This window comes from Candidatus Accumulibacter vicinus, assembly GCF_000584955.1.
GTDB lineage: Bacteria > Pseudomonadota > Gammaproteobacteria > Burkholderiales > Rhodocyclaceae > Accumulibacter > Accumulibacter vicinus.
In genome coordinates, this window is record NZ_JDSS02000045.1 from 1 (window position 1) to 21,405 (window position 21,405).

Here is a 21,405-nt window from a genome sequence, read left to right on the forward strand (position 1 = left end):
TTGCTGGCCGGCCTCATCGCCTATTGCCTGATGCCCAACAAGCCCAGACTACCGCTTCAGGACTTCCGCCGGCTCTCTCAGTCCCCCAAACTTATCCCGAACTGACGTTATCCATTGGCAATTCACCACCTCGCAGGCACGAAAAACCATGGCCCGTTGCTACCCACCACAATCAACTGGTTGAACTACTAGCCTCGGTTCGGGATAAGCAAAGCACTGGAGAGACGGCGAAAATCCTGCAAAGGTGGCTTGAGTTTGTTGGGGGGACAGGCAATAGGCAACGAGTCCAGCGAGTCAATTGACCGCGAAATTGAAAGAGAACGATGGCAGGTGTGCTCAATCTGGCAGCGGTTTTTCAGTTCGTCGATGGCGGTTTCGACGAGGGAGAGCGCAGCAAAAGCGGTGAGAAGACTTCGCTGACCAATACCGACTGGTTGTTGAAGCCAAACTGCGATCGACGTGCCCAAAGAACACCCGGAACCGGTTCGGCAAGTTGTAGCGCCGTCACCGCGGGCGAATAAAGGGCATGCCGTCGATCGATGCGCTTGAAGGTCATCGGTCCACGGCTGAATCCGGCGTGTGCGAAAAGCAGCGCACCCAGGGAACGGCTGCCCAGGCGTGCCAGCCAAAGGGTCAGTGGGCCGCGTGGCCTGCAGGGCAGGACCGTATGCGCGAAGACGACTCTTTGATCATCACAACTCAGCACCACCTCGCGTATCCAGGCCTGCTCCTCGACTGCCAGGCCGAGCGCTCGTGCCTCATCCGCAGTCGGCCTGGCCAGACCCTGGTGAATGACCTGCAGCGCGAAGCGCCCACGGGTCTGTATACGTGCCGTCAGGGAAGCACGGTCGCGCAGCCAGGGCAGAAAAGCGATATTGTCGGCCGTGCGCAGCAGGTTGCTTCGCCAGCGCTGCGGGTCTGCAACAGGCATTCCTGGAAACCCTTGTGATGGACGGTTCTACTGTGGAGCCGGCGCCTTCTCGATGCCGCCAATGCGCGCGCCCGGCTTGATGCCCTTGCTCGAAAACCAGCCGAGATTCATTTCCAGCGCGTAGCGTGCCGCTTTCACGGCGCAGTGATTGTCCTCGGTCTGTGGCTGCATGTTCTCGATGTTCAGAATCCGGCCGTCTTCGTCGAGAAAGGCCACCGACAAGGGCAAGAGGGTATTGCGCATCCACATGCAATGGGTTGCCGCCAGGGGGAAAACGAAGAGCATCCCCTGGTTGGCGGCCATGCTACGGCGATGCATCAACCCTCGCATGCGATGAGGATTGTCAGCCGCCACTTCCGCGTCGATGCGGTAGAAACCGGTCGTCAACTCGATGCGCGGCATTTCCGCCACCACCGGTGGCGCTGCCAGCAGCAGAGAAAGGGTGGCCAGGAAAGCAAGAGAATGAGGCATCGAAAGCTCCGGCAGTACGACTGGGCTGAAAAGGCGCGATCGGCCTGGGCAAACGCCGGCTCGCCGTCGCGCTGGCGATGAGGGTGCTACTTCTTTCCGGACTTGCCCTGGGCTTTCCCGGAATCTTTCTTCGTGGTCGGCGCTGTGATGGTTGAAACACGAGCGCCGCTGTTGGGTTTGGCAGCCAGTGGAGGCTTGCTGCCGGCCGCCTGCTTCCCGGCTGTTGCCGGTTGGCTGACTGGACGCCCAGTTCCCTTGGCTTCTGGACCCCGCCTGTTAACCCTGGATTCGACCGGTTTGCCCGGTTTGACCACCTTGGCCGCTGGAGACGCGACGGGCTTTGCCGCTGGCTTCGGCGGTGCGTCGGCTGCACCAAAGGTGACTTCGTCATCCTCCTGCTCGGCTGCCTTGGGGATGGCCAGAGCCGTTGTACAGGACACGCACAGGCTCACGGACAGGAGGCAGTGCAGCAGATTGTTGAGGGTTCTTTGCCTAGCCGACATTCTCGATGTTCCTGTTCTGGTGATGCTGCGGGCGCCATACCGCTGGCCTACGGACTCCCTCAGAAACAGCCTGCGAGCAACGGCCAGATAGCGCACGGGCGGATATCAGTGACTGGTGCCCTCCGAACGCGATATTTTATTCCAGACGTTATACTTGCCGACGGGTTTCTTCGCCGGAATACGTTTCACTTCCTCGAGCGTCTGTGCGTCGATCACCAGCAACGCCCCGTCCATTTCCCACAGACTGGCCAGCGCATAGCGGCCATCGCGGGTGAACTCGACATGCGCCAGCGTCTGTCCGGGTTCGGCCTTGATCTGCGCCACCACTTCGAGGGTCCGCTTGTCGATCACCTGCAGTATGTTCTTGTTCTCCTTGCTCATCATCGAGTCGGTGAAGGCATAGCGACTCATTTCGTGGCTGCGCAGGAAAAAACCGGGTCCGAGGGTCTTGATCTGCTTGATGGTCTGGTAGGTTTTCAGGTCGATGACGGTCACCAGATCCTGGTTGAGATTGGGCGAGGCCATGACCAGTCGTTCGCGTCCGGCGGGGTCTTGCCATTTCCAGGTGATTCCGGAACCGAGATGCGGCATTCCTGGCAGATCAAGGCCGGCAATTTTCCGGCGGACGTCAAGTTGAACCACCTGCCCGCTGGTCGCCGAGCGCGACGAGCCGAGGATCGTGTCGTAGCTCTGGGTGAAAAAGAAGTCGTCGAGACAGTCTGCGAGCTGCGTCCGCCGCGGGAAGAACATGGCCGGCCTGAAGTGACCCTCCCTGTATTGGTAGTCGTGCACCCATCCCTCGGCAAGCGGCTCGGCGACCGGATCGTAGCTGATCTCCCAGACTTCGGGCAGATCCTTGAGCGCGACCACGAAACTCTTGCGCGGGGCCGCGTCATAGACCGCCGAAACCCGCGAACTCCTGTCACCAGCGGCATTTTTCACCGGAATGATCTTCACCAGCGAGAGATCACCGGCATCGAGCACCACCAGGCTGTGCGGCAGGTAGTTGCCGACCAGCACCCACTTGCCGTCGCCGGACACGGCGGCGTTGCGCGTATTCAGACCGGCGCGGATCTCGGCGACCACCACCAGATGGTAGAGGTCATATTTGCTGATCCAGCCGTCGCGTGAAGCGAAATAGACGAAGCGTCCGTCCGGCGAAAATTTCGGCCCGCCGTGCAGCGCGTAGCGGCTGGGAAAGCGGTGCAGGCGCTCGAAACGGTCGCCGTCGACGAGCGAGACATGATGGTCGCCGGTTTCGACGACGACGAACAGATTCAGCGGGTCGGCGCCCTTGAGGCCGGGCCCCGGCGTGGCCGGCAGCCCGACGGCGTTGGCATGGACGACATGCGAACTGCGAATCTGTGCTTCCTCCCAAACCGGCGCCGGGGTCGCCGGATGATAGATCCATTCCGCCAGTTGCTGTGTTTGGTCGGCGCTCAGCTTGTCGCCGAAGGCCGGCATCTGTGTCGCCACGCGCCCTTCGCGGATGACTCTGACGGCCTCCGACGTGCGCAGGCGTTCGAGGTTTTCCGGCAGCAGCGCCGGACCGATGCCGCCGAGCCGGGACTCGCCGTGACAGGCGACGCAGTGTTCCTGGTACAGGTGCTGCGCACCCGCAGCGCCAGCCGGCAAAGATGCGCCGGCCAGACAGATGGCCAGAGCGAAGCCGGCAACACCTCGGCGCCAGTTCATCAGACTCTCCGTAGTTTGATGTGAGGAGTGACCGGAATCCGTTCACGGCCGGGGGAGACACCGATTTCCTCGTCTGCCAGATAACAGCCGGGGTCCTCGGCCCATGCGTCACCGGTCAGTTGCTGGGCACGCACGCGCGTGTTGCCGTTGCAGATGTCGAAGTGTCGGCATTCGCCGCAACGTCCCGAAATGCGCCGGGGAAATTGCTTGAGACCGGCCAGCAGCGGGTCTGAGAGATCCATCCAGATTTCCGAGAAGGGACGCTGGCGAACGTTGCCAAGCGTGTAATGCCACCACATGGTGTCCGGATGCACGTTGCCGAGATTATCGATATTGGCCACATTGACCCCTGATGAATTACCCCCCCACTGCACCAGGCGGGCGCGCATTCTCTCCGCCTGCTCGGGGAATCGCTTCTCCACCCAATGCAGGAAGTAAACGCCATCGGCATCATTATTGCCACTGGTGAATTCCTTGTGCAAACCACGCTGCTGGTAATCGAGGCAGGTCGCAAAGAGCAAATCCATTGCCCAGCGGGTCAGCTGGTGCTGGGCATCGTCCTTGCGGTTCTTGTTACCGCGACCCGCATAATTGAGATGCGAGAAATAAAAGCGGTCGATGCCTTCCTTCTCGACCAGCTCGAGCAGGGCCGGCAAGTCCTGCGCGTTGTTCTGTGTCATCGTGAAGCGGACGCCGATTTTCAGTCCGAGTTCACGGCACAGCCGAATGCCGCGCAGCGAAGCATCGAAAGCGCCCTGCATCTGCCGAAAATGGTCGTGAGTCGCGCCGATGCCGTCGAGCGAAACACCGACATAGTCGAAATCGCACTCGGCGATGCGATCGATATTCGCCTTGTCGATCAGGGTACCGTTCGACGACAGGCCGACGTAGAAACCCATCGCCTTGGCACGACGGGCAATGTCGAAGATGTCCGGACGCAGCAGCGGCTCGCCGCCGGAGAGAATCAATACCGGTACGCGAAAACGCCTGAGATCGTCCATCACCGAAAAGACTTCGTCGGTCGTCAGCTCTCCGGGAAAGTCCCTGTCGGTGGAGATCGAATAGCAGTGCTTGCAGGTGAGATTGCAGCGACGAATGAGATTCCATATCACCACCGGCGCTGGCGGGTTCTGCCTGGGACCAGGCGGCCTGACGGTCCACAACTCCTGCATGTACTGCGAAATCCGAAACATCGGGCCATCCCCAAATCCTCATATTAGAAGACAGTTCCATGGCGATGGCCTTGACGTGCATCAAGCTTCGATTTGACACCGCAGGTCGGCGTGGCTGGTCACTTGCCCGGCGACTCAACATGGTCACGTGCTCTGCTGACCCTGCCCAGCGATCTTTTTTTGCGGACCCTGTTTGCCTGGTTTGCGCCCGCCCGGTTGCTTCGCCATTTTTTCAGGTGGAGCTTGCTCTGCCTTGAACACAATGAGAAACTGTACCTACCATACATTCTGAGGGGAAACTCATGAACAAGGAAGACATCCTGCGCTGGCAAGACCTGGCGCTGCAATACGGATCCGAACTCGGCATCAAGGTGCTTGCGGCGATTGCTTTCTGGATCATTGGCCGCTGGCTGATCCACTGGGTGGGTCGGATGGTGCAGGGCGCGCTGGGGCGCCAGAAGGTCGATGCAACCCTGATGCGCTACCTCGGAACGGTCATCAATGTCACCCTGAATATCCTGCTGGTGATCGGCATTCTCGGTTATTTCGGCATTCAGACCACGACCTTTGCCGCCCTTTTCGCTGCTGCCGGTGTCGCCATCGGCCTGGCCTGGTCCGGCTTGCTGGCCAACTTTGCCGGTGGGGTATTCCTGATCATCCTGCGGCCGTTGAAGGTGGGCGACTTCGTGACCGTGGGCGGCATCACTGGAACGGTCGAGGAAGTCGGCCTGTTCACTACGGCGCTCAACACCCCGGACAACGTGCTCACGCTGGTGGGCAACAGCAAGATCCTTGGCGATACCATCCAGAACTTCTCGACCAACCCCTACCGCCGGGTGGACCTGAAGGCACAGCTCTCCGGAGCGGCCGATCATGCTGCGGCAATGGCGCTGCTCAAGGAGAAGATCGCGCTGATTCCCAATGTCCGGCCCGATCCTGCGGTGGATGTCGAGATCCTCGAATTCAACCTCGTCGGTCCCGTTCTTGCGGTTCGTCCATACTGCCATACCGACCACTACTGGCAGGTCTATTTCGACACCAACCGGACGATTCGTGAAGCGCTCGGGGAGGCCGGTTTCCCGGCGCCGATGCCGGCACAGGTGGTGTTCGTCAATCAGCAGTAGGCCGCAAGGCAGCGACTCTGCCAAAATTCCGGGTCAGGATCAAGGATCGGAGACTTCTGGACACTAAAGGATTCCCGCGGCGCTTCATCCCTTCGCCAAATCACGTCGCCGCGCCGGGGACGCTGCCCGAGTATGTGGCTGGTGGTGCGCCGCGATGACTGCCGAATTTCTGTCGGGTAACCGACTGACCCTGTTGAACAGCGGCGCCGAATATTTTCCGGCGCTGCTCAAGGCGATCGACAAGGCGCAGCATGAAGTTCACCTCGAAAGCTACATCTTCGAGGATGATACGACAGGCCGTGCCGTCGCAGCAGCAATGGCCCATGCCGCTCGCCGCGGCGTTACGGTTCGCGTTCTGGTCGATGGCTTCGGTGCCCCCGAGTTTGCCAAACGCCTGCAGCCGGGGCTGCTCGCGGCCGGGGTGCAGGTGATGGTCTACCGACCCGAGGTCGCACGTTTACGCCTGCGTCGTCATCGCCTGCGTCGCCTGCATCGCAAGCTGGCCATGGTTGATGGGGAAATCGCCTTCGTTGGCGGGATCAATATCGTCGATGACAGCGATCGCCCGCTTGAAATGCCACCGCGCTACGACTACGCGGTGCGCATTGAGGGTCCGCTGCTGCAGCCGATGCAGCGGGCGTTGCACAGGCTTTGGGAACTGGTGTTATGGGCGAAGCTCAATCGCCGTTACCGGTTGCCGAAAGTCCCTCGCCAGGCACCGAAAGCACGTGGCGAGCAAACGGCAGCCTTTCTGGTGCGCGACAACATTCGTCATCGCCGTGACATCGAGGAGGCCTATCTGGCGGCGATCGCTGCCGCTCGGGAGGAAATCCTTCTGGCCAACGCCTATTTCCTGCCCGGCCGCCGCTTCCGGCGGGCTTTGCACGATGCGGCCAGGCGTGGCGTGCGGGTGATCCTCGTGCTGCAAGGGCGTATCGAATACCGCCTCCTGCACTACGCAACCCAGGCGCTTTACGGCAGGTTGCTGGGTGCCGGCATCCGCATCTTCGAGTATCGGCGCAGCTTCATGCACGCCAAGGTCGCCGTCATCGACCGACACTGGGCAACCGTCGGTTCATCGAATATCGATCCCTTCAGCCTGTTGCTTGCCAGGGAGGCCAACGTCGTGGTACGCGACGAGCAGTTTGCCAGGGAACTGCGACAGAGTCTCCAGACAGCCATGCGGCAGGGCGCCAGCGAGCTCCCAGCCGATTGCTGGAAGCGCCTGCCCTGGCCTTCCCGCCTATTGCATTGGGCCAGCTACCATCTGATCCGGATCCTCGTCGGCATGGCCGGGTATGGCCGCAAGCGCTAACGGTCATGACTTTTCCAGGCACCCCGATGATGAAAATCATGACCGATTTTCTCTCCCACGGCCCGCGCTGCATCGCGGGCCGGCTGCGGCGGCGCAGAGCAGTGCTCCGCGAAACCCCGCCTTCGCCCCCGCAAGTGGGGGGAGAGAAGATTCGTGAGTCGCTGACGCGACTTGCACATTAACCCGGAAAGACCCCGCGCTGCACCGGCACCTGCGCCATCGACCAGGCAGCAATCGCCCAGCGCCAGAAGTCGTGCAAAGGTCCACTACGGACTTCAGGCGGCACCGGGTGGCCAAGAAAGTGCAGCGCGGCGGCAAGTACCGCACTACCACCCGCGGCATCGACGGCAGCGGCGCGCGTCTGCTTCGAAAGTTTCTCTCCGGCCGCATTGGTCACCACCGGCAGGTGTGCGTAAGTCGGTGTCGGTAGCGCCAGGCATTGCTGCAGCCAAATCTGGCGTGCCGTCGAGTCGAGCAGGTCGACACCGCGCACCACGGCGTTGACTCCCTGTGCCGCGTCGTCGACGACTACCGCCAACTGGTAGGCGTACTGACCATCGGCACGCAGTAGAATGAAGTCACCCACCGCGCGCGCGAGGTTCTGCTGCACCGGTCCCTGTACGCGATCATCGAATGCGATCTCGCGATCCGGAACACGCATTCGCCAGGCACGTGGCACACGTCCCGCAGCCAGACCGGCACGGCAGCTTCCCGGATAGACCAGGCCGCCGTCGACTGCCGGTGCTGGCGCGCAGGCGGCAATCTCGCGCCGCGAGCAGGCACAGGGATACGCCTCGCCATCGAGTTGCAGGCGGGTCAATGCCGCATGATAGTGATCCAGACGCCGGCTCTGCATCACCACCTCGCCATCCCACTCAAAAGCGAAGGCTTCGAGCGTGCGCAGGATGGTGTCTGCAGCCTCCCGCCGCGACCGCGACCGGTCAAGGTCTTCAATGCGCAACAGCCATTCACCACCGTTGGCGCGCGCGTCAAGATAGCTGCCGACCGCGGCAACCAGCGAACCGAAGTGCAGCGGACCTGTCGGGGAAGGTGCAAAACGGCCCCGATAGCTATTCACCCGACACTTTCATACGTACCCCGCTCATCGCTCATTCTTCTTGCCTTGGTGTTTCCGGCAGCGCCGGGTAAAATCCGCTGGTCATTATCAGGGTTCGCGCCATGAGCAATCGTTCGATCACCCCCGCCGACGAAGCGGCCATTCTCGCCGAGGCACTTCCCTACATCAAACGTTTCCATGGCAAGACCATCGTCGTCAAGTATGGCGGCAACGCCATGACCGACGACCATCTCAAGCAGTGTTTCGCGCGTGACGTGGTGCTGTTGAAGCTCGTCGGAATGAACGTCGTGGTGGTGCACGGCGGCGGTCCGCAGATCGAGAGTCTGCTCAAACGAGTCGGCAAGAAAGGCCGCTTCGTCCAGGGAATGCGTGTCACCGACGCCGAAACCATGGAAATCGTCGAGATGGTGCTCGGCGGTCAGGTCAACAAGGACGTTGTCAACCTGATCAATCAGGCCGGCGGCAAAGCGGTGGGCCTGACCGGCAAGGACGGCAGTTTCATTCGCGCCAAGAAACTGCTATTGGCGAACCAGGATGGCAACGAGGACCTGATCGACGTTGGCCAGGTCGGCGACATCACGCAGATCGACCCCTCCCTGATCGGACATCTGGAGGCCGGCGGCTTCATCCCGGTGGTCGCGCCAGTCGGTGTCGGCAAGGGCGGCGAAACCTACAACATCAACGCCGATGTCGTGGCCGGCAAGATCGCCGAAATTCTCAAGGCCGAGAAGCTGGTCCTGCTGACCAACACGCCCGGCGTCCTCGACGAGACGGGCAGACTGATCACCGGCATGACGCCGAAACAGATCGATGACATGGTCACCGATGGGACCTTGTCCGGCGGCATGCTCCCCAAGATCAGCTCGGCGCTCGATGCCGCACGCAATGGCGTCAAGAGCGTCCATATCATCGATGGTCGTGTCGAGCATGCGCTGTTGCTGGAAATCCTCACCGACCACGGTGTCGGCACAATGATCAAGTCATACTGACCGAAAGATGGTTCTCAAGGCCGCCTCGCCGGTCTGGCTATTCGACCTCGACAACACGCTGCACAACGCCAGCCCGCATATCTTCCCGCACCTCAACGCCGCAATGGTCGCCTACATCCGTGACCACCTGGGTGTTGACGAACAGGCGGCGACGCGCATCCGGCAGGACTACTGGCAGCGCTACGGGGCCACGCTGCTCGGCCTGATGCGTCATCACGGCACCGATCCACGGCATTTCCTCTGGCATACGCACCAGTTTCCCGACCTCAAACAGATGCTGGTTCTGGAGCGCGGGCTGCGGACCATGCTGCTGCGCTTGCCGGGACGCAAGATCGTCTTCTCCAATGCGCCGCAGCACTACAGCGAGGCGGTCCTTGAGCTCGCCGGTATCGACGCCTGCTTCGACGCGGTCTACTCCATCGAGCGTCTCCGCTTTCAACCCAAGCCGGCGATTGGCGGCTTCCGCCACCTGCTGCGCTGCGAGCGCTTGCCCGCCCATCGCTGCATCATGGTCGAAGATACCCTGGCCAATCTGCAGATGGCGAAACGACTGGGCATGCAAACCGTGTGGGTGAGCGGCAGTACGCGCCAGCCTTCCTTTGTTGACCTGCGGCTGGTTTCCATTCTCGATCTGCCGCGTTGTTTACGGTGCTTGTCGACCGGAAGCCCAGTGTAGATCGTGAGGGTCTCCGTTGACGTACCTCGGTCACCATGTAGACTCCGCTTTCGGTCACCCCTTGGAATCAGTGTCTTGAGAGAATCCACTGCACTGCAACAACGGCTTCTTGAATACCAGGCCATCCTCGACCATTCGGGAATCGCCGTGGTGTGTACGCGCAACCGCCGTGTCTACCGCTGCAACCAGCGTGCCGAGGAGCTTTTCGGCTGGCCGGCCGGAACTCTGGTGGGGCAGCCGGATCTCGTCTTCCACCCGAACAGCGAAGCCTGCGATGCCCTGCGTCGGCAGGCACGTTTGCAGTTGGGAAATGTCCAGGTCGTGGATCTCGAAACCCAACTGGCACGTCGCGACGGCAGCACCTTCATCGCACACATGATCGCTCGCGCCATCGACCCTGCAGAACCCGGCCAGGCCACGGTCTGGATCGTGCGCGACATCACCCGGGAAGTCCACGATCGCGAGGCCAGCGCCCGCCTGCTGCGCGAGCAGCAACTCATTTTCCAGAATGCCGAAACCGGCATCGTGATCCTCCGTGATCGAATCATTCAGCGCTGCAACCGACGTTTTACCGAGATCCTGGGTTATGCGCCGGACGAGTTGATCGGCCAATCGACCCGCCTCTACTATCCGAGTGAAGAGGCCTGGCTGGCCACCGGCCGAGAGGCCTACGCGGCGATTGCCGAAACCGGCATCTACCACGGCGACACCCTCTTCCATCGACGCGATGGCTCAACGCTGTGGTGCCACATCACCGGCAGCATGATCAACCCGGCGAACCCGGACGAAGGTTATGTCTGGCTGTACGAAGATGTCACCGAAAAGCGTCAGGCGAGCAGTGCCATGGATGCCCTGCTGCGTGAACAGACGCTGATTTTCGAACGTGCGCCGATTGGCATCGTTTTCCTGCGCGATCGCATCATCCAGCGCTGCAATCCGAGCTTCGAGAGAATCTTCGGCTATCCAGCGGGGCAAATGCTTGGTCAGTCCACGCGCATCCTTTTCTCCAGCGAAGCCGCCTGGAGCGAAGCAGGCGAACGGGCGTACAAGGGGATCGATGAATCCGGAAAATTCGTCGCCGAAATAGAGTACTGCAAGATCGATGGTAGCCCGATCTGGTGCCAGGCAACCGGCAGTCTGATTGACCCGGCCAACCCGGACAAAGGCCATGTCTGGCTGTACGAGGACGTCACCGCACGTCGGGCGGCTGAAGAGGCCTTGGTGGAAAGCCTCTGGGAACAGCAGCTGATCTTTGACAACGCGATGATCGGAATTTCCTACCAGCGCGAACGCACCTTCCTGCGCTGCAATCGCCGTTGCGAGGAGATTTTCGGCTACCCGCCAGGGGGCCTGCAGGGACTCTCGACGCGCATCCTGTTCGCCAGCCAGGAGGCTTGGGAAGAGGCCGGCCGCCTGGCCTACGGGAACGCTGCGGCGACTGGCGGCACCTTTGACGGCGAACTCCTGTATTGCCGGCGCGACGGCACGCCGATCTGGGTGCATGTGATTGGCCGTATCATTGGCGATCATCAGGAAGGCGAAACCTGGATCTGGACCTTCGAGGATGTGACGGCACAGCGGGCGGCCGAACGAGCGCTACGGCAAAGTCATCTCGAACTCGAGCAGCGGGTGGCCGAACGCACCCTCGAATTGTCGCAACAGCTCCATTTCATGCGCCAGTTGATCGAGGCGATTCCCGGCCCGGTCTTCTACAAGAATCGGGAAGGGCTTTATCTCGGATGCAATCAGGCCTTTCTCGAGCTCGTCGGCCGGTCACGCAGTGAGGTCATCGGCGCCACCGTCTACGACCTTGCCCCCCGCGAGCTGGCTGACCGCTACCAGACTGCCGACGAGGAATTGTTCCGGCAGACGGGTTCTCAAGTGCACGAAGCGAAAATTCCGCACGCGGACGGCAGCATGCGTGACGTGGTCTTTCACAAAGCCACCTATGGCAAACCTGGCGATGCCAACAGCGGTCTGGTTGGCGTGATGCTCGACATCACTGAACGAAAGCGCATGGAGGCTCGCTTGCAACAGGCCGCAACGGTCTTCGACAGCAGCGCCGAAGGCATCACCATCACCGCACCGGATGGCTGCATCATTGCCGTGAACCGTGCTTTCACCGAAATCACCGGGTACCGTGAGGATGAAGTGATCGGGAGCAACCCGCGTATCCTGCAGTCCGGACTTCAGGACGCAGCCTTTTACCGGGAAATGTGGCAGGTTCTCGGCCATTGTGGGCGCTGGCGGGGTGAGCTCTGGAACCGGCGCAAGGACGGCCAGATTTTCCTGGAATCGCTGACGATCAGCGCTGTCCATGACCCCGATGGACAACTCACGCACTATGTCGGCGTTTTCTCCGACATCACCGCCCTGCGGCAAGCCCACGATCAACTCGCCCACCAGGCACATCACGATCCGCTGACCGGTCTGCCCAACCGCTTGCTGCTTGGCGACCGATTGCACAAGGCCTTGCAGCGTGCCCATCGCGACGAGACCGGGCTGGCCGTCCTGTTCATCGATCTCGATCGCTTCAAGAACATCAACGACACCCTCGGCCACCAGGTCGGCGATCGCGTCCTCTGCGAAGTGGCGAGGCGCCTGAGCAGACTGATGCGAGAAGCGGATACTGTCGGCCGACTCGGAGGCGACGAATTTCTGATCATCATCGAGGACATCGCCGATCCAGCCGCCGTCTCGTACATCGCAGAGAAGATCCTCAATACACTGCAGAATTCTCCGGTGACCGTCGAACAGGAATTCTACATCGGCGCCAGCATCGGCATCAGCCTCTTTCCGGATGACGGCGCTGACCCCGAGACACTGATGAAGAATGCCGATGTCGCGATGTACCGTGCCAAGGAGCGTGGCCGCAACGCCTATGAATTTTTCACCAAGGTGCTGACGCAGTCCTCGCTGGCGCGTCTGCAGATGGAGACCGACCTGCGACACGCTGTCGAGCGCGACGAGTTACTGGTCTATCTGCAACCCCAATTTTCCCTGAAAACCGGCAAGGTGCTCGGGGCCGAGGCGCTGGTACGCTGGTTGCGCCCTGAGCACGGACTGGTGATGCCAAGTGAATTCATCAGGCTGGCCGAGGAATCCGGACTGATTGTTCAGATCGGTGAATGGGTTCAACAGACTGCCGGTGGTCAGTGGGCCGCATGGATCGCCGCGGGTCGTCGACCGGGAGTTCTGTCGGTCAACGTTTCCGGCGTCGAATTCGTACGCGGCCGAATCCAGGAGACTGCTCGCAAGACCCTGGAGACCTCGCAACTGCCCGCGCAATTCCTCGAACTCGAAATCACCGAGAGTGCCATCATGAGCCATGCCGAGAACAGCGCGCAGACGCTCGACAAGCTACAGTCCATGGGCTTGAGCTTGGCCATCGACGATTTCGGTACCGGTTACTCTTCGCTTGCCTATCTGAAACGTCTGCCACTCAACAAGCTCAAGATCGATCAGAGCTTTGTTCTCGGACTTCCCGGCGATACCGAGGATTGTGCCATCGTGCGCGCGGTGATTGCGCTTGCCCACAGCCTGCAATTGACGGTCATTGCCGAGGGCGTCGAGAGCGAGGCGCAACAGGAATTTCTGACCCGTGCAGGATGCGACGAAATGCAGGGTTACCTGCATGGCCAGCCGATGCCGTTTGATGAGTACGAAAGGTGCTTTCTCAATGACTGAAATACGCAGGCCTGGCATGCCTTCACGACTGGCATTCGTCGATGCACTGAAAGCCCTGGCCTGTCAGCTGATCGTTCTGCATCATCTGGCTTTTTATGGGCCGATGTCTGATCATGCCTACCTGCTGGCTCCCGACCTGATCCGCTGGTTCAGTCAGGATGCGCGCATGGCCGTACAGGTTTTCCTGGTGATTAGCGGTTTCCTGGCGGCGCGGAGTCTTGCCCCCGCCGGCGTGCTGCTTGCGACCGATCCGCTTGATCTGGTCCAGAAACGTTACCTGAAACTGGTCGTACCCTACCTCACGGCCATGCTGATCGGCCTTGCCTGCGCGGCCATCGCGCGCGAGTTGATGGTGCATGATTCCATTCCCGGCCGGCCAACGCTGCCGCAGGTCGTCGCGCACGCGCTGCTGCTGCAAAGCATCCTGGGCTACGAAGGCCTGTCGGCAGGCGTCTGGTACGTCGCCATCGATTTTCAGCTATTCGCGCTCCTGGTCGGTGTGTTATGGCTGGCACGGACCATTGCGCGCAGCAGCACGGGCATTCCCACCGTCAGTGCCTTGCTGGTCGTCACCCTGGCATTGGCATCACTGTACCATTTCAACCGTGATGGTGCCTGGGATATGTGGGGGGTCTACTTCTTTGCGGCCTACGCGCTCGGGATAGTCACCTACTGGGCGACCCATCGGAAACAAACGCCTGTCTGGCTGCTGCCGATGGTTGGTCTGGTGGCCATCGCGCTGCTGCTCGACTACCGTCCACGCCTTGCCGTAGCGCTTTTGGTGGCGTTGGCGATCGGTCTGGCACGCATCTACGGATTTCTCGAGGACCGGCCCCGGTCTCGGCTCATTGCTTACCTCGGACAGATTTCCTATTCGGTCTTTCTTGTCCACTTCCCGATTTGCCTGCTGATCAATGGTCTCTTCGCACGCTTCGCAGCACCCGACCCCTGGGTCAATCTGGCGGGGATGTGCATTGCCTGGTTGGCAAGCATTGCCGTTGGTGCACTCTTTTTCCGTTATGTCGAGAGCCCGGCGCAACGAGGGCTTTGGCGTACGCACGCGCAGCCCGGCCTCAGTCAGGCCGATGCATTGAGCCAGGCTGCTGCAGAAAGCGCAAAATAACTCAGAATGCCGTCCGCGCCCGCCCGTTTGCAGGCCAGCAGGCTCTCGAGAACGCAGGCCTGCTCGTCCAGCCAGCCGAGTTGCGCGGCGGCCTTGAGCATCGCATACTCGCCACTGACCTGATAAACATAGGTGGGTACCTGGAACGTGTCTTTGACGCGTCGGACAATATCAAGATAAGGCATCCCCGGTTTGACCATCACCATGTCGGCTCCTTCGCCCAGGTCGATGGCGACTTCACGCAGCGCTTCGTCGCTGTTCGCGGGATCCATCTGGTAGCTGTACTTGTTGTTCTTGCCCAGATTGCCGGCCGAACCGACGGCGTCGCGGAAAGGACCGTAGAAGCTTGATGCGTACTTGGCCGAGTAGACCAGGATGCGGGTGTGAATCTGCCGAGCGGCGTCGAGTTCGCTGCGAATGTAGCCGACGCGACCGTCCATCATGTCCGAAGGGGCCACGATATCGGCACCCGCCTGCGCATGCACCAGCGCCTGCCTGGCAAGAACCACGAGCGTTTCGTCGTTCAGCACGTAGCCGTGAGGATCGTCCGCGTTGATCAAGCCATCCTGCCCATGACTGGTATAGGGATCAAGGGCAACATCGGTCATCACCCCAAGCTCGGGGAACTCTTTTTTCAGTGCGGTCACTGCACGCGGCACCAAGCCATCCGGGTTGTAGGCTTCTTCGGCACCTGCCGTCTTGTGGGTGGAGTCGATCACCGGAAACAGGGCCAAAGCCGGGATGCCCAGTGCGAGCGCCTGCTCGGCTGTTTTCAGCAGCCGATCCAGGCTCTGCCGCTCAATACCCGGCATCGAGGGAATTGGCTCAACACGCTGGGTGCCTTCGAGCATAAACACCGGGTAAATCAGGTCATCGACGGTCAGCCGCGATTCGCGCATCAGACGGCGCGAAAAATCGTCTCGGCGCATGCGCCGCATGCGTGTTGCAGGAAATTTTGCCTGGTAATCCATGGGGTATAAGATACTAGAATGGGTCATGGTCAGATAGATACAATTGATGAAAAAAGTCCGTTTCCTGGGAACTGGCCGTACCGAGACTCACTCTTAGTATGTAGGTGGCTACGCCATCTCCCGCTTCACCTCCCTGAGCGGGTGCCTTATTCCTTAAGGCACATCCTGCCCCCGGCCCCCCTTGCCGGGGGCTTTTTTTAGCGCTTCCCGGCATGGCTGCGGGCACCCCAGCCGATGGCACTGCGCTTCTTCGGACGGGCCGCTTTCTCGGTGGCCAGACCGGTCTGCGGCGATGGCTTCGGTTTCCTCGCCAGACCAAGCCAACCGCCAAGAACCACTTCCGCCTCCGCCACCCCCGACCTGTTCAAGCTTGAGAACAGTTGCAGGGTGCAGTTGCCGCCAATCTCCTGCAGCACCTTCTGTACCTCGCGAAATGCGAGTATCTGCTCCTGGCGGGAGAGCTTGTCGGCCTTGGAGAGCAGCACATGGACAGGTTTTCCGGTCGGCGCAAACCAGCGCAGCATCTGCAGGTCCAGTTCGGTCAGCGGATGGCGACTATCCATGATCAGGACCAGGCCAGACAATGCCACACGGTGCCGCAGATAGGGGGCCAGCAGACCCTCCCATTGCGAACGGATTTCCTCGGGTGCCTTGGCAAAACCGTAGCCGGGCAGGTCGACGAAGTACTTGCCGTCTTCGATCCGAAAATAGTTCAGATGCTGCGTACGCCCCGGCGTCTTGGAAACGAAAGCCAGCCGGGAATGATTGGCCAGGGTGTTGATCGCCGACGACTTGCCGGAATTGGAACGACCTGCGAAAGCGATTTCGCATTGAGAATCGGTCGGCAGATCACGCAAGTGGGCAACTGTCGTGTGAAAGACCGCCTGCTGGAAGAGAGGCATGAATGAACCCGGGAAGAGTGTGTGAGGTAGGTAGTGGATGGTTTCTATGGGATGACGGGTGCGCGTCCGAACAGCAAACTGATATAGAATATCAGCTTTGTTGCATCGCTTCTCCGGCCTCAGATCAGTTCATTGTTGTCTTTGGGAGTTTGGACATGATTCGTACAACGACACTCGCGGTTCTCCTGGCCGCCAGTTTCTCCGCTTTCGCAGCAGAACAGGCAAAGGCCAAGGTTGACCTGACCAAAGCCAAGGAAATCGCTGAGGGCATGTGTGTTGCCTGTCACGGGGCCGATGGCAACAGCCCGGCACCGGCCAATCCAATCCTTGCCGGCCAGATTCCCGAGTATCTCTACAAGCAGTTGAGCAATTTCAAGGCGGTCGACGGGAAACCGGCGATACGTAATAACGCGATCATGGGCGGTATGGTTGCGGCGCTATCAGACGAAGACATGAAGAGTCTGTCGGTGTACTTCTCGCAGCAAAAGATGAAACCTTCGGCGGCCAAGGAAGAAAAGCTGTTGGCTGAAGGCAAAACGCTATGGCGCGGAGGGGACTTCGAGAAAGGCATCCCGGCCTGTGCCGGTTGCCATGGTCCGGCTGGCGCTGGTCTGCCGGCGCAATATCCGCGGCTGGCGGGGCAGTATGCAGAGTACACGGCCAATCAGTTGAAAATCTTTCGCAGTCATGAGCGAGCCAACGATGCGGAAAAAGTGATGCGAACCATCGCCGGCAAGCTTTCCGACCGCCAGATCGACGCCATCGCCGAGTACGCAGCCGGTCTGCGCTAGACCGTCATGCGGCGCGCCCCCCGTACCGCCTTGTTGTCGGATGTTCCGCCATACTCCTTGGCAAGGAGCGGCTGACCCTCTATCATGCTGTGACTCCAAGACCCGAAAGGACGCTTCATGAAGACTCTCAGGCAAATCCTCGCCAGTAAAAACGGGCCACTGGTGACCGTCTCGCCCGATGATCCTGTATTTTACGCCTTGCAGGTGATGTCCGATGCCAACGTTGGAGCGCTCCTCGTGCTCGATAATGAGCAGCTCGTCGGGATCTTCTCCGAGCGTGATTACGCCCGCAAGGTGATTCTCTTCGGCAAGGCGTCGAAAGACACGCCGGTGCGCGCAATCATGACGGACAAGGTGCTCTATGTGACGCCCGACCGGACGGTCGACGAATGCATGGCGATCATGACGGACAAACACATCCGCCACCTGCCGGTTCTCGACGACGAGGGCAAAGTCCTCGGGATCGTTTCCATCGGCGATGTAGTCAAGGAAACAATCTGCGAACAGCAGTTCATCATCCAGCAAATGGCAAAATACATCACCGGTTGAGCTGGCGTGCAGCAGCAGCCTATCGCTACGGCATTTCGTCCAGCCCGACCATGGCCAGATGCCCGGTCTCGCCCCAGGCTTCCAGGCGCCAGCAGTCGTCACGGACGCTCACCCAGTTGATCCCGGCGTTGGGAATCAGAAAGTCACGCGGATTGCTCAAAGGGCGTCCCCGAACCAGGCGGTTGACGATATCGAGGACGCCGCCATGGGTGACGACGACAACCGTCTGGCCGAGATGATCGATGGCAATCCGTTGCAGGCCGGCGCGAACGCGCTCGGAGAGTTGCTGCAGGCTCTCCCCGCCCTGTGGAATGACGAAATCCGGCACGCGTCGTTCAAACGCCAGGTACTCGGCCGGGTACCTGGTACGCGATTCATCGTAGGTCAATCCTTCAAAAATGCCATAGCGCCGCTCACGGAACTCCGACCGCACGGTTGGGCGCAGCTTCAGGCTGACGGCGATGCGCTCGGCGGTCTGGCGGGCGCGTAGCAAGTCGCTGCTGTAAAGCGCCGTCACCGGCTCACCAGCCAGCCACAACGCCGCGGCTTCTGCCTGTGACAGGCCCGCCGCATTCAGGCCGATGTCGATCTGCCCCTGGATGCGCTTTTCCACGTTCCAGGTCGTCTCACCATGTCGGACCAGGCAGATTCGCGTTGTCTCTTTGCTCGAAATCACCTACATGCTGCGACGGTACTGCCCGCCCACCTCATAGAGTGCCCCGGTGATCTGACCGAGCGAGCAGACACGAACCGCGTCCATCAGGACCGAAAAAACATTTTCGTTGCCGATGACGGACTGTTTCAGGCGTTCGAGCATGGCCCCGGAAGCCGCTGCGTTGCGCGACTGGAAGCCCTGCAGGCGAGCCAATTGTGACTGCTTTTCGTCTTCAGTCGAGCGTGCGAGTTCGATTTCGATGGGTGCGTCGCCCTTCGGGTTGCGGAAAGTATTGACGCCGACGATCGGGAATGAGCCATCGTGCTTCTTGTGCTCATAGTATAGGGATTCTTCCTGGATCTTGCCGCGCTGATAACCGGTTTCCATGGCTCCGAGGACGCCACCACGTCCGGAAATGGCTTCGAACTCCTTCAATACGGCCTCTTCAACCAGATCAGTCAGCTCTTCGATGATGAAAGAGCCCTGATTCGGGTTCTCGTTCATTGCCAATCCCCACTCGCGGTTGATGATCAGCTGGATGGCCATGGCACGGCGCACCGATTCCTCGGTCGGCGTGGTGATCGCTTCGTCGTAGGCATTGGTATGCAGCGAGTTGCAGTTATCGTAGATGGCAATCAGCGCCTGCAGCGTGGTGCGAATGTCGTTGAATGCCATTTCCTGGGCATGGAGCGAGCGACCGGAAGTCTGAATGTGGTATTTCAGTTTCTGGCTGCGCTCGTTGCCGCCGTACTTGTTCTTCATCGCCACGGCCCAGATGCGGCGGGCGACACGACCAATGACCGAATACTCGGGGTCCATGCCGTTGCTGAAGAAAAACGACAGATTCGGTGCAAAATCGTCGATATGCATGCCGCGTGCCAGATAGGTCTCGACATAGGTAAAGCCATTGGCCAGCGTGAAAGCCAACTGCGAAATCGGATTGGCGCCGGCTTCGGCAATGTGATAACCGGAAATCGACACCGAATAGAAGTTGCCGATCTGGTTATGGACGAAGAACTCCTGGATGTCGCCCATCATCTTGAGCGCGAATTCCGTCGAGAAGATGCAGGTATTCTGTCCCTGATCCTCCTTCAGGATATCGGCCTGAACCGTGCCGCGTACATTGGCCAGTACCCAGACGCGAATTTTCTGTATTTCATCTTCGGTCGGGTCGCGGTCGTTATCGACACGAAACTTGTCGACCTGCTGGTCGATCGCGGCGTTGAAGAACATCGACAGGATGATCGGCGCCGGACCATTGATGGTCAGTGATACCGAGGTGGTCGGTGCGCACAGATCGAAACCATCAAACAGGACTTTCATGTCGTCGAGCGTGGCGATCGAAACACCGGAGTTTCCGACCTTGCCGTAGATGTCCGGTCGGGCATCGGGGTCACAACCATAGAGGGTGACCGAGTCGAAGGCGGTTGATAGGCGCTTTGCGGGCATGCCTTCGGAAACCTTCTTGAAGCGGCGGTTGGTACGGAAGGCGTCACCCTCGCCAGCAAACATGCGCGTCGGATCCTCGTTCTCGCGTTTGAACGCAAAGACGCCGGCGGTAAATGGGAAGGAACCCGGGACATTTTCCTTCATCAGGAAACGCAACACCTCGCCATCATCCTTATAGGTCGGCAGGGAGACCTTGCGGATGCGTGTTCCCGAGAGCGAGGTGTTGGTGAGACGGGTACGGACCTCCTTGTCGCGAATCTTGACCACGTATTCGTCCTGTGCGTAGAGCTCGACGGTCTTGGGCCACATGTCCAGCAGTTTCCTTGCCCGGGCGTCGAGTTGCCCGTCTTTCCAGGTAATCAGTTCGGCAAAGTCGTCGGCCGGTTTGCCGCAGCTTTCAAACAGGCTCTTGGCGGTTCTCAGGGACTGTCGCTGGCGAGCGATCTCTGCCTGCGCGGCGGTATGCGCGTGGTAATTGCGGACGGCTTCGGCAATTTCGGCCAGGTAGCGCACGCGCTTCGCCGGAACGATGGCGCGCTGGTTCGACGATTGTCGAACGCTGATCAGCGGCAGCCTGCCTTTTTTCAACTTCAAACCCAGCGCGTGCAATTTGGATGCCATCGCCTGATAGAGAGAGGTCACCCCGTCGTCGTGGAAGCGTGCCGCCATCGTGCCAAATACCGGCATTTCGTCCGGGCTCTGGCTGAAGGCCTCGTGGTTGCGCTGGTATTGCTTGCGCACGTCACGCAGCGCATCCTCGGCACCCTTGCGGTCAAATTTGTTGATGGCCACGAAATCGGCGAAGTCGAGCATGTCGATCTTCTCGAGTTGCGAAGCGGCACCGAACTCGGGGGTCATCACGTAGAGCGAGACATTGACCAGGGGCACGATCGCAGCGTTGCCCTGCCCGATCCCTGAAGTTTCGACGATCACGAGATCAAAGCCGGCCAGCTTGCAGGCGGCGATCACCTCGGGCAGCGCGGCAGACACCTCGGAGCCCGTTTCGCGTGTTGCCAATGAGCGCATGTAGATGTTCGGATGTTCGATGGCGTTCATGCGGATGCGGTCGCCGAGCAGCGCGCCACCCGTGCGCTTGCGCGAGGGGTCGATCGATACGATCGCCAGCTTGAGGGTGTCGCCCTGATCGAGCCGGAAGCGGCGCACCAGCTCGTCGGTCAGCGAAGACTTGCCGGCACCGCCGGTGCCGGTGATCCCGAGTACCGGCACCTTGAGTCCGTCCGCGGCGTGCAGGATTTTCTTGCGCAGTGCTTCAGGGTAGGCACCGTTTTCCAGGGCGCTGATGATCTGCGCCAGCTTGCGGCGG

18 protein-coding genes and 1 pseudogene are annotated in these 21,405 nt (G+C 60.3%); 8 read left to right on the plus strand and 11 right to left on the minus strand.

What is annotated here, in order from left to right; genetic code table 11:
- Positions 1 to 297: 297 nt before the first annotated feature.
- The 6 genes and pseudogenes from CAPSK01_RS24020 to nirJ all read right to left on the minus strand — a co-directional run.
- Positions 298 to 386, minus strand: a pseudogene (locus tag CAPSK01_RS24020) (IS982 family transposase); the annotation flags it as partial.
- Complete coding sequence (locus CAPSK01_RS19070) at positions 356 to 931, minus strand: chorismate lyase (protein ID WP_273704096.1); 576 nt, start codon at positions 929 to 931, stop codon at positions 356 to 358. The gene CAPSK01_RS19070 and the pseudogene CAPSK01_RS24020, both read right to left, overlap by 31 nt.
- Before the next feature lie 27 nt (positions 932 to 958).
- Positions 959 to 1,402: a DUF192 domain-containing protein gene (locus CAPSK01_RS19075; protein ID WP_034930524.1), complete on the minus strand. Its 444-nt coding sequence runs from the start codon at positions 1,400 to 1,402 to the stop codon at positions 959 to 961.
- Positions 1,403 to 1,488: 86 nt separating this feature from the next.
- Positions 1,489 to 1,905, minus strand: coding sequence for a hypothetical protein (locus tag CAPSK01_RS19080; protein ID WP_273704097.1), 417 nt, complete (start codon positions 1,903 to 1,905; stop codon positions 1,489 to 1,491).
- A gap of 105 nt (positions 1,906 to 2,010) precedes the next feature.
- Entirely contained in the window at positions 2,011 to 3,600 is a 1,590-nt protein-coding gene (locus CAPSK01_RS19085; protein ID WP_034930527.1) for a nitrite reductase, read from the minus strand.
- A complete protein-coding gene (gene nirJ / locus CAPSK01_RS19090; RefSeq protein WP_034930529.1) occupies positions 3,600 to 4,793 on the minus strand; it encodes a heme d1 biosynthesis radical SAM protein NirJ in 1,194 nt (397 codons plus the stop codon). The genes CAPSK01_RS19085 and nirJ overlap by 1 nt, the downstream gene beginning before the upstream one ends.
- 281 nt (positions 4,794 to 5,074) lie before the next feature.
- Here nirJ and CAPSK01_RS19095 point away from each other — a divergent pair, with 281 nt between their 5' ends.
- Positions 5,075 to 5,896: a mechanosensitive ion channel family protein gene (locus CAPSK01_RS19095; protein ID WP_034930531.1), complete on the plus strand. Its 822-nt coding sequence runs from the start codon at positions 5,075 to 5,077 to the stop codon at positions 5,894 to 5,896.
- 154 nt (positions 5,897 to 6,050) lie between these two features.
- Positions 6,051 to 7,211 (plus strand): cardiolipin synthase ClsB, encoded by a 1,161-nt coding sequence (gene clsB / locus CAPSK01_RS19100; RefSeq protein WP_034930533.1) that lies wholly within the window; start codon positions 6,051 to 6,053, stop codon positions 7,209 to 7,211.
- A 178-nt stretch (positions 7,212 to 7,389) separates the two neighbouring features.
- Here the strand turns inward: clsB and gluQRS are convergent, their stop codons facing one another.
- Positions 7,390 to 8,289: a tRNA glutamyl-Q(34) synthetase GluQRS gene (gene gluQRS, locus CAPSK01_RS19105; protein ID WP_034930535.1), complete on the minus strand. Its 900-nt coding sequence runs from the start codon at positions 8,287 to 8,289 to the stop codon at positions 7,390 to 7,392.
- Between the two features lie 101 nt (positions 8,290 to 8,390).
- Here gluQRS and argB point away from each other — a divergent pair, with 101 nt between their 5' ends.
- From argB to CAPSK01_RS19125, 4 genes are all read left to right on the plus strand, one after another.
- Positions 8,391 to 9,278, plus strand: a complete 888-nt coding sequence (argB, locus tag CAPSK01_RS19110; RefSeq protein WP_034930536.1) for an acetylglutamate kinase — start codon at positions 8,391 to 8,393, stop codon at positions 9,276 to 9,278.
- A 7-nt stretch (positions 9,279 to 9,285) separates the two neighbouring features.
- The gene (locus CAPSK01_RS19115) at positions 9,286 to 9,954 is read left to right on the plus strand and encodes a pyrimidine 5'-nucleotidase (RefSeq protein ID WP_034930539.1); all 669 of its coding nucleotides are present in this window, start codon (positions 9,286 to 9,288) and stop codon (positions 9,952 to 9,954) included.
- A 75-nt stretch (positions 9,955 to 10,029) separates the two neighbouring features.
- Positions 10,030 to 13,641: a PAS domain S-box protein gene (locus tag CAPSK01_RS24025; RefSeq protein WP_273704098.1), complete on the plus strand. Its 3,612-nt coding sequence runs from the start codon at positions 10,030 to 10,032 to the stop codon at positions 13,639 to 13,641.
- Positions 13,634 to 14,764, plus strand: a complete 1,131-nt coding sequence (locus CAPSK01_RS19125) for an acyltransferase (protein WP_273704099.1) — start codon at positions 13,634 to 13,636, stop codon at positions 14,762 to 14,764. The genes CAPSK01_RS24025 and CAPSK01_RS19125 overlap by 8 nt, the downstream gene beginning before the upstream one ends.
- On the opposite strand, the gene hemB is transcribed toward CAPSK01_RS19125, so the two are convergent.
- Both hemB and yihA read right to left on the minus strand, forming a co-directional pair.
- The gene (hemB, locus tag CAPSK01_RS19130) at positions 14,719 to 15,735 is read right to left on the minus strand and encodes a porphobilinogen synthase (protein WP_034930540.1); all 1,017 of its coding nucleotides are present in this window, start codon (positions 15,733 to 15,735) and stop codon (positions 14,719 to 14,721) included. The two genes, CAPSK01_RS19125 and hemB, sit on opposite strands and share 46 nt — an antisense overlap.
- 197 nt (positions 15,736 to 15,932) lie before the next feature.
- Entirely contained in the window at positions 15,933 to 16,637 is a 705-nt protein-coding gene (gene yihA, locus CAPSK01_RS19135; RefSeq protein WP_034930542.1) for a ribosome biogenesis GTP-binding protein YihA/YsxC, read from the minus strand.
- Positions 16,638 to 16,792: 155 nt separating this feature from the next.
- Between yihA and CAPSK01_RS19140 the strand changes: the two genes are divergently transcribed.
- The gene (locus CAPSK01_RS19140; RefSeq protein ID WP_034930544.1) at positions 16,793 to 17,428 is read left to right on the plus strand and encodes a c-type cytochrome; all 636 of its coding nucleotides are present in this window, start codon (positions 16,793 to 16,795) and stop codon (positions 17,426 to 17,428) included.
- 117 nt (positions 17,429 to 17,545) lie between these two features.
- On the plus strand, positions 17,546 to 17,977 hold the full coding sequence (locus CAPSK01_RS19145; RefSeq protein ID WP_034930545.1) for a CBS domain-containing protein: 432 nt from the start codon (positions 17,546 to 17,548) through the stop codon (positions 17,975 to 17,977).
- 25 nt (positions 17,978 to 18,002) lie between these two features.
- Here the strand turns inward: CAPSK01_RS19145 and CAPSK01_RS19150 are convergent, their stop codons facing one another.
- Together CAPSK01_RS19150 and icmF are read right to left on the minus strand one after the other, a co-directional pair.
- The gene (locus tag CAPSK01_RS19150; RefSeq protein ID WP_273704100.1) at positions 18,003 to 18,653 is read right to left on the minus strand and encodes a histidine phosphatase family protein; all 651 of its coding nucleotides are present in this window, start codon (positions 18,651 to 18,653) and stop codon (positions 18,003 to 18,005) included.
- A partial coding sequence (gene icmF, locus CAPSK01_RS19155) for a fused isobutyryl-CoA mutase/GTPase IcmF (protein WP_034930547.1) occupies positions 18,654 to 21,405 on the minus strand: 2,752 nt, incomplete at its 5' end. It lies immediately after the preceding gene.

Bases quoted from the DNA above. Each gene is read 5' to 3' on its own strand.
- CAPSK01_RS19070 (WP_273704096.1), bottom strand. From the start codon at position 931: ATGCCTGTTGCAGACCCGCAGCGCTGGCGAAGCAACCTGCTGCGCACG.
- CAPSK01_RS19075 (WP_034930524.1), bottom strand. From the start codon at position 1,402: ATGCCTCATTCTCTTGCTTTCCTGGCCACCCTTTCTCTGCTGCTGGCA.
- CAPSK01_RS19080 (WP_273704097.1), bottom strand. From the start codon at position 1,905: ATGTCGGCTAGGCAAAGAACCCTCAACAATCTGCTGCACTGCCTCCTG.
- CAPSK01_RS19085 (WP_034930527.1), bottom strand. From the start codon at position 3,600: ATGAACTGGCGCCGAGGTGTTGCCGGCTTCGCTCTGGCCATCTGTCTG.
- nirJ (WP_034930529.1), bottom strand. From the start codon at position 4,793: ATGTTTCGGATTTCGCAGTACATGCAGGAGTTGTGGACCGTCAGGCCG.
- CAPSK01_RS19095 (WP_034930531.1), top strand. From the start codon at position 5,075: ATGAACAAGGAAGACATCCTGCGCTGGCAAGACCTGGCGCTGCAATAC.
- clsB (WP_034930533.1), top strand. From the start codon at position 6,051: ATGACTGCCGAATTTCTGTCGGGTAACCGACTGACCCTGTTGAACAGC.
- argB (WP_034930536.1), top strand. From the start codon at position 8,391: ATGAGCAATCGTTCGATCACCCCCGCCGACGAAGCGGCCATTCTCGCC.
- CAPSK01_RS19115 (WP_034930539.1), top strand. From the start codon at position 9,286: ATGGTTCTCAAGGCCGCCTCGCCGGTCTGGCTATTCGACCTCGACAAC.
- CAPSK01_RS19125 (WP_273704099.1), top strand. From the start codon at position 13,634: ATGACTGAAATACGCAGGCCTGGCATGCCTTCACGACTGGCATTCGTC.
- hemB (WP_034930540.1), bottom strand. From the start codon at position 15,735: ATGGATTACCAGGCAAAATTTCCTGCAACACGCATGCGGCGCATGCGC.
- yihA (WP_034930542.1), bottom strand. From the start codon at position 16,637: ATGCCTCTCTTCCAGCAGGCGGTCTTTCACACGACAGTTGCCCACTTG.
- CAPSK01_RS19140 (WP_034930544.1), top strand. From the start codon at position 16,793: ATGATTCGTACAACGACACTCGCGGTTCTCCTGGCCGCCAGTTTCTCC.
- CAPSK01_RS19145 (WP_034930545.1), top strand. From the start codon at position 17,546: ATGAAGACTCTCAGGCAAATCCTCGCCAGTAAAAACGGGCCACTGGTG.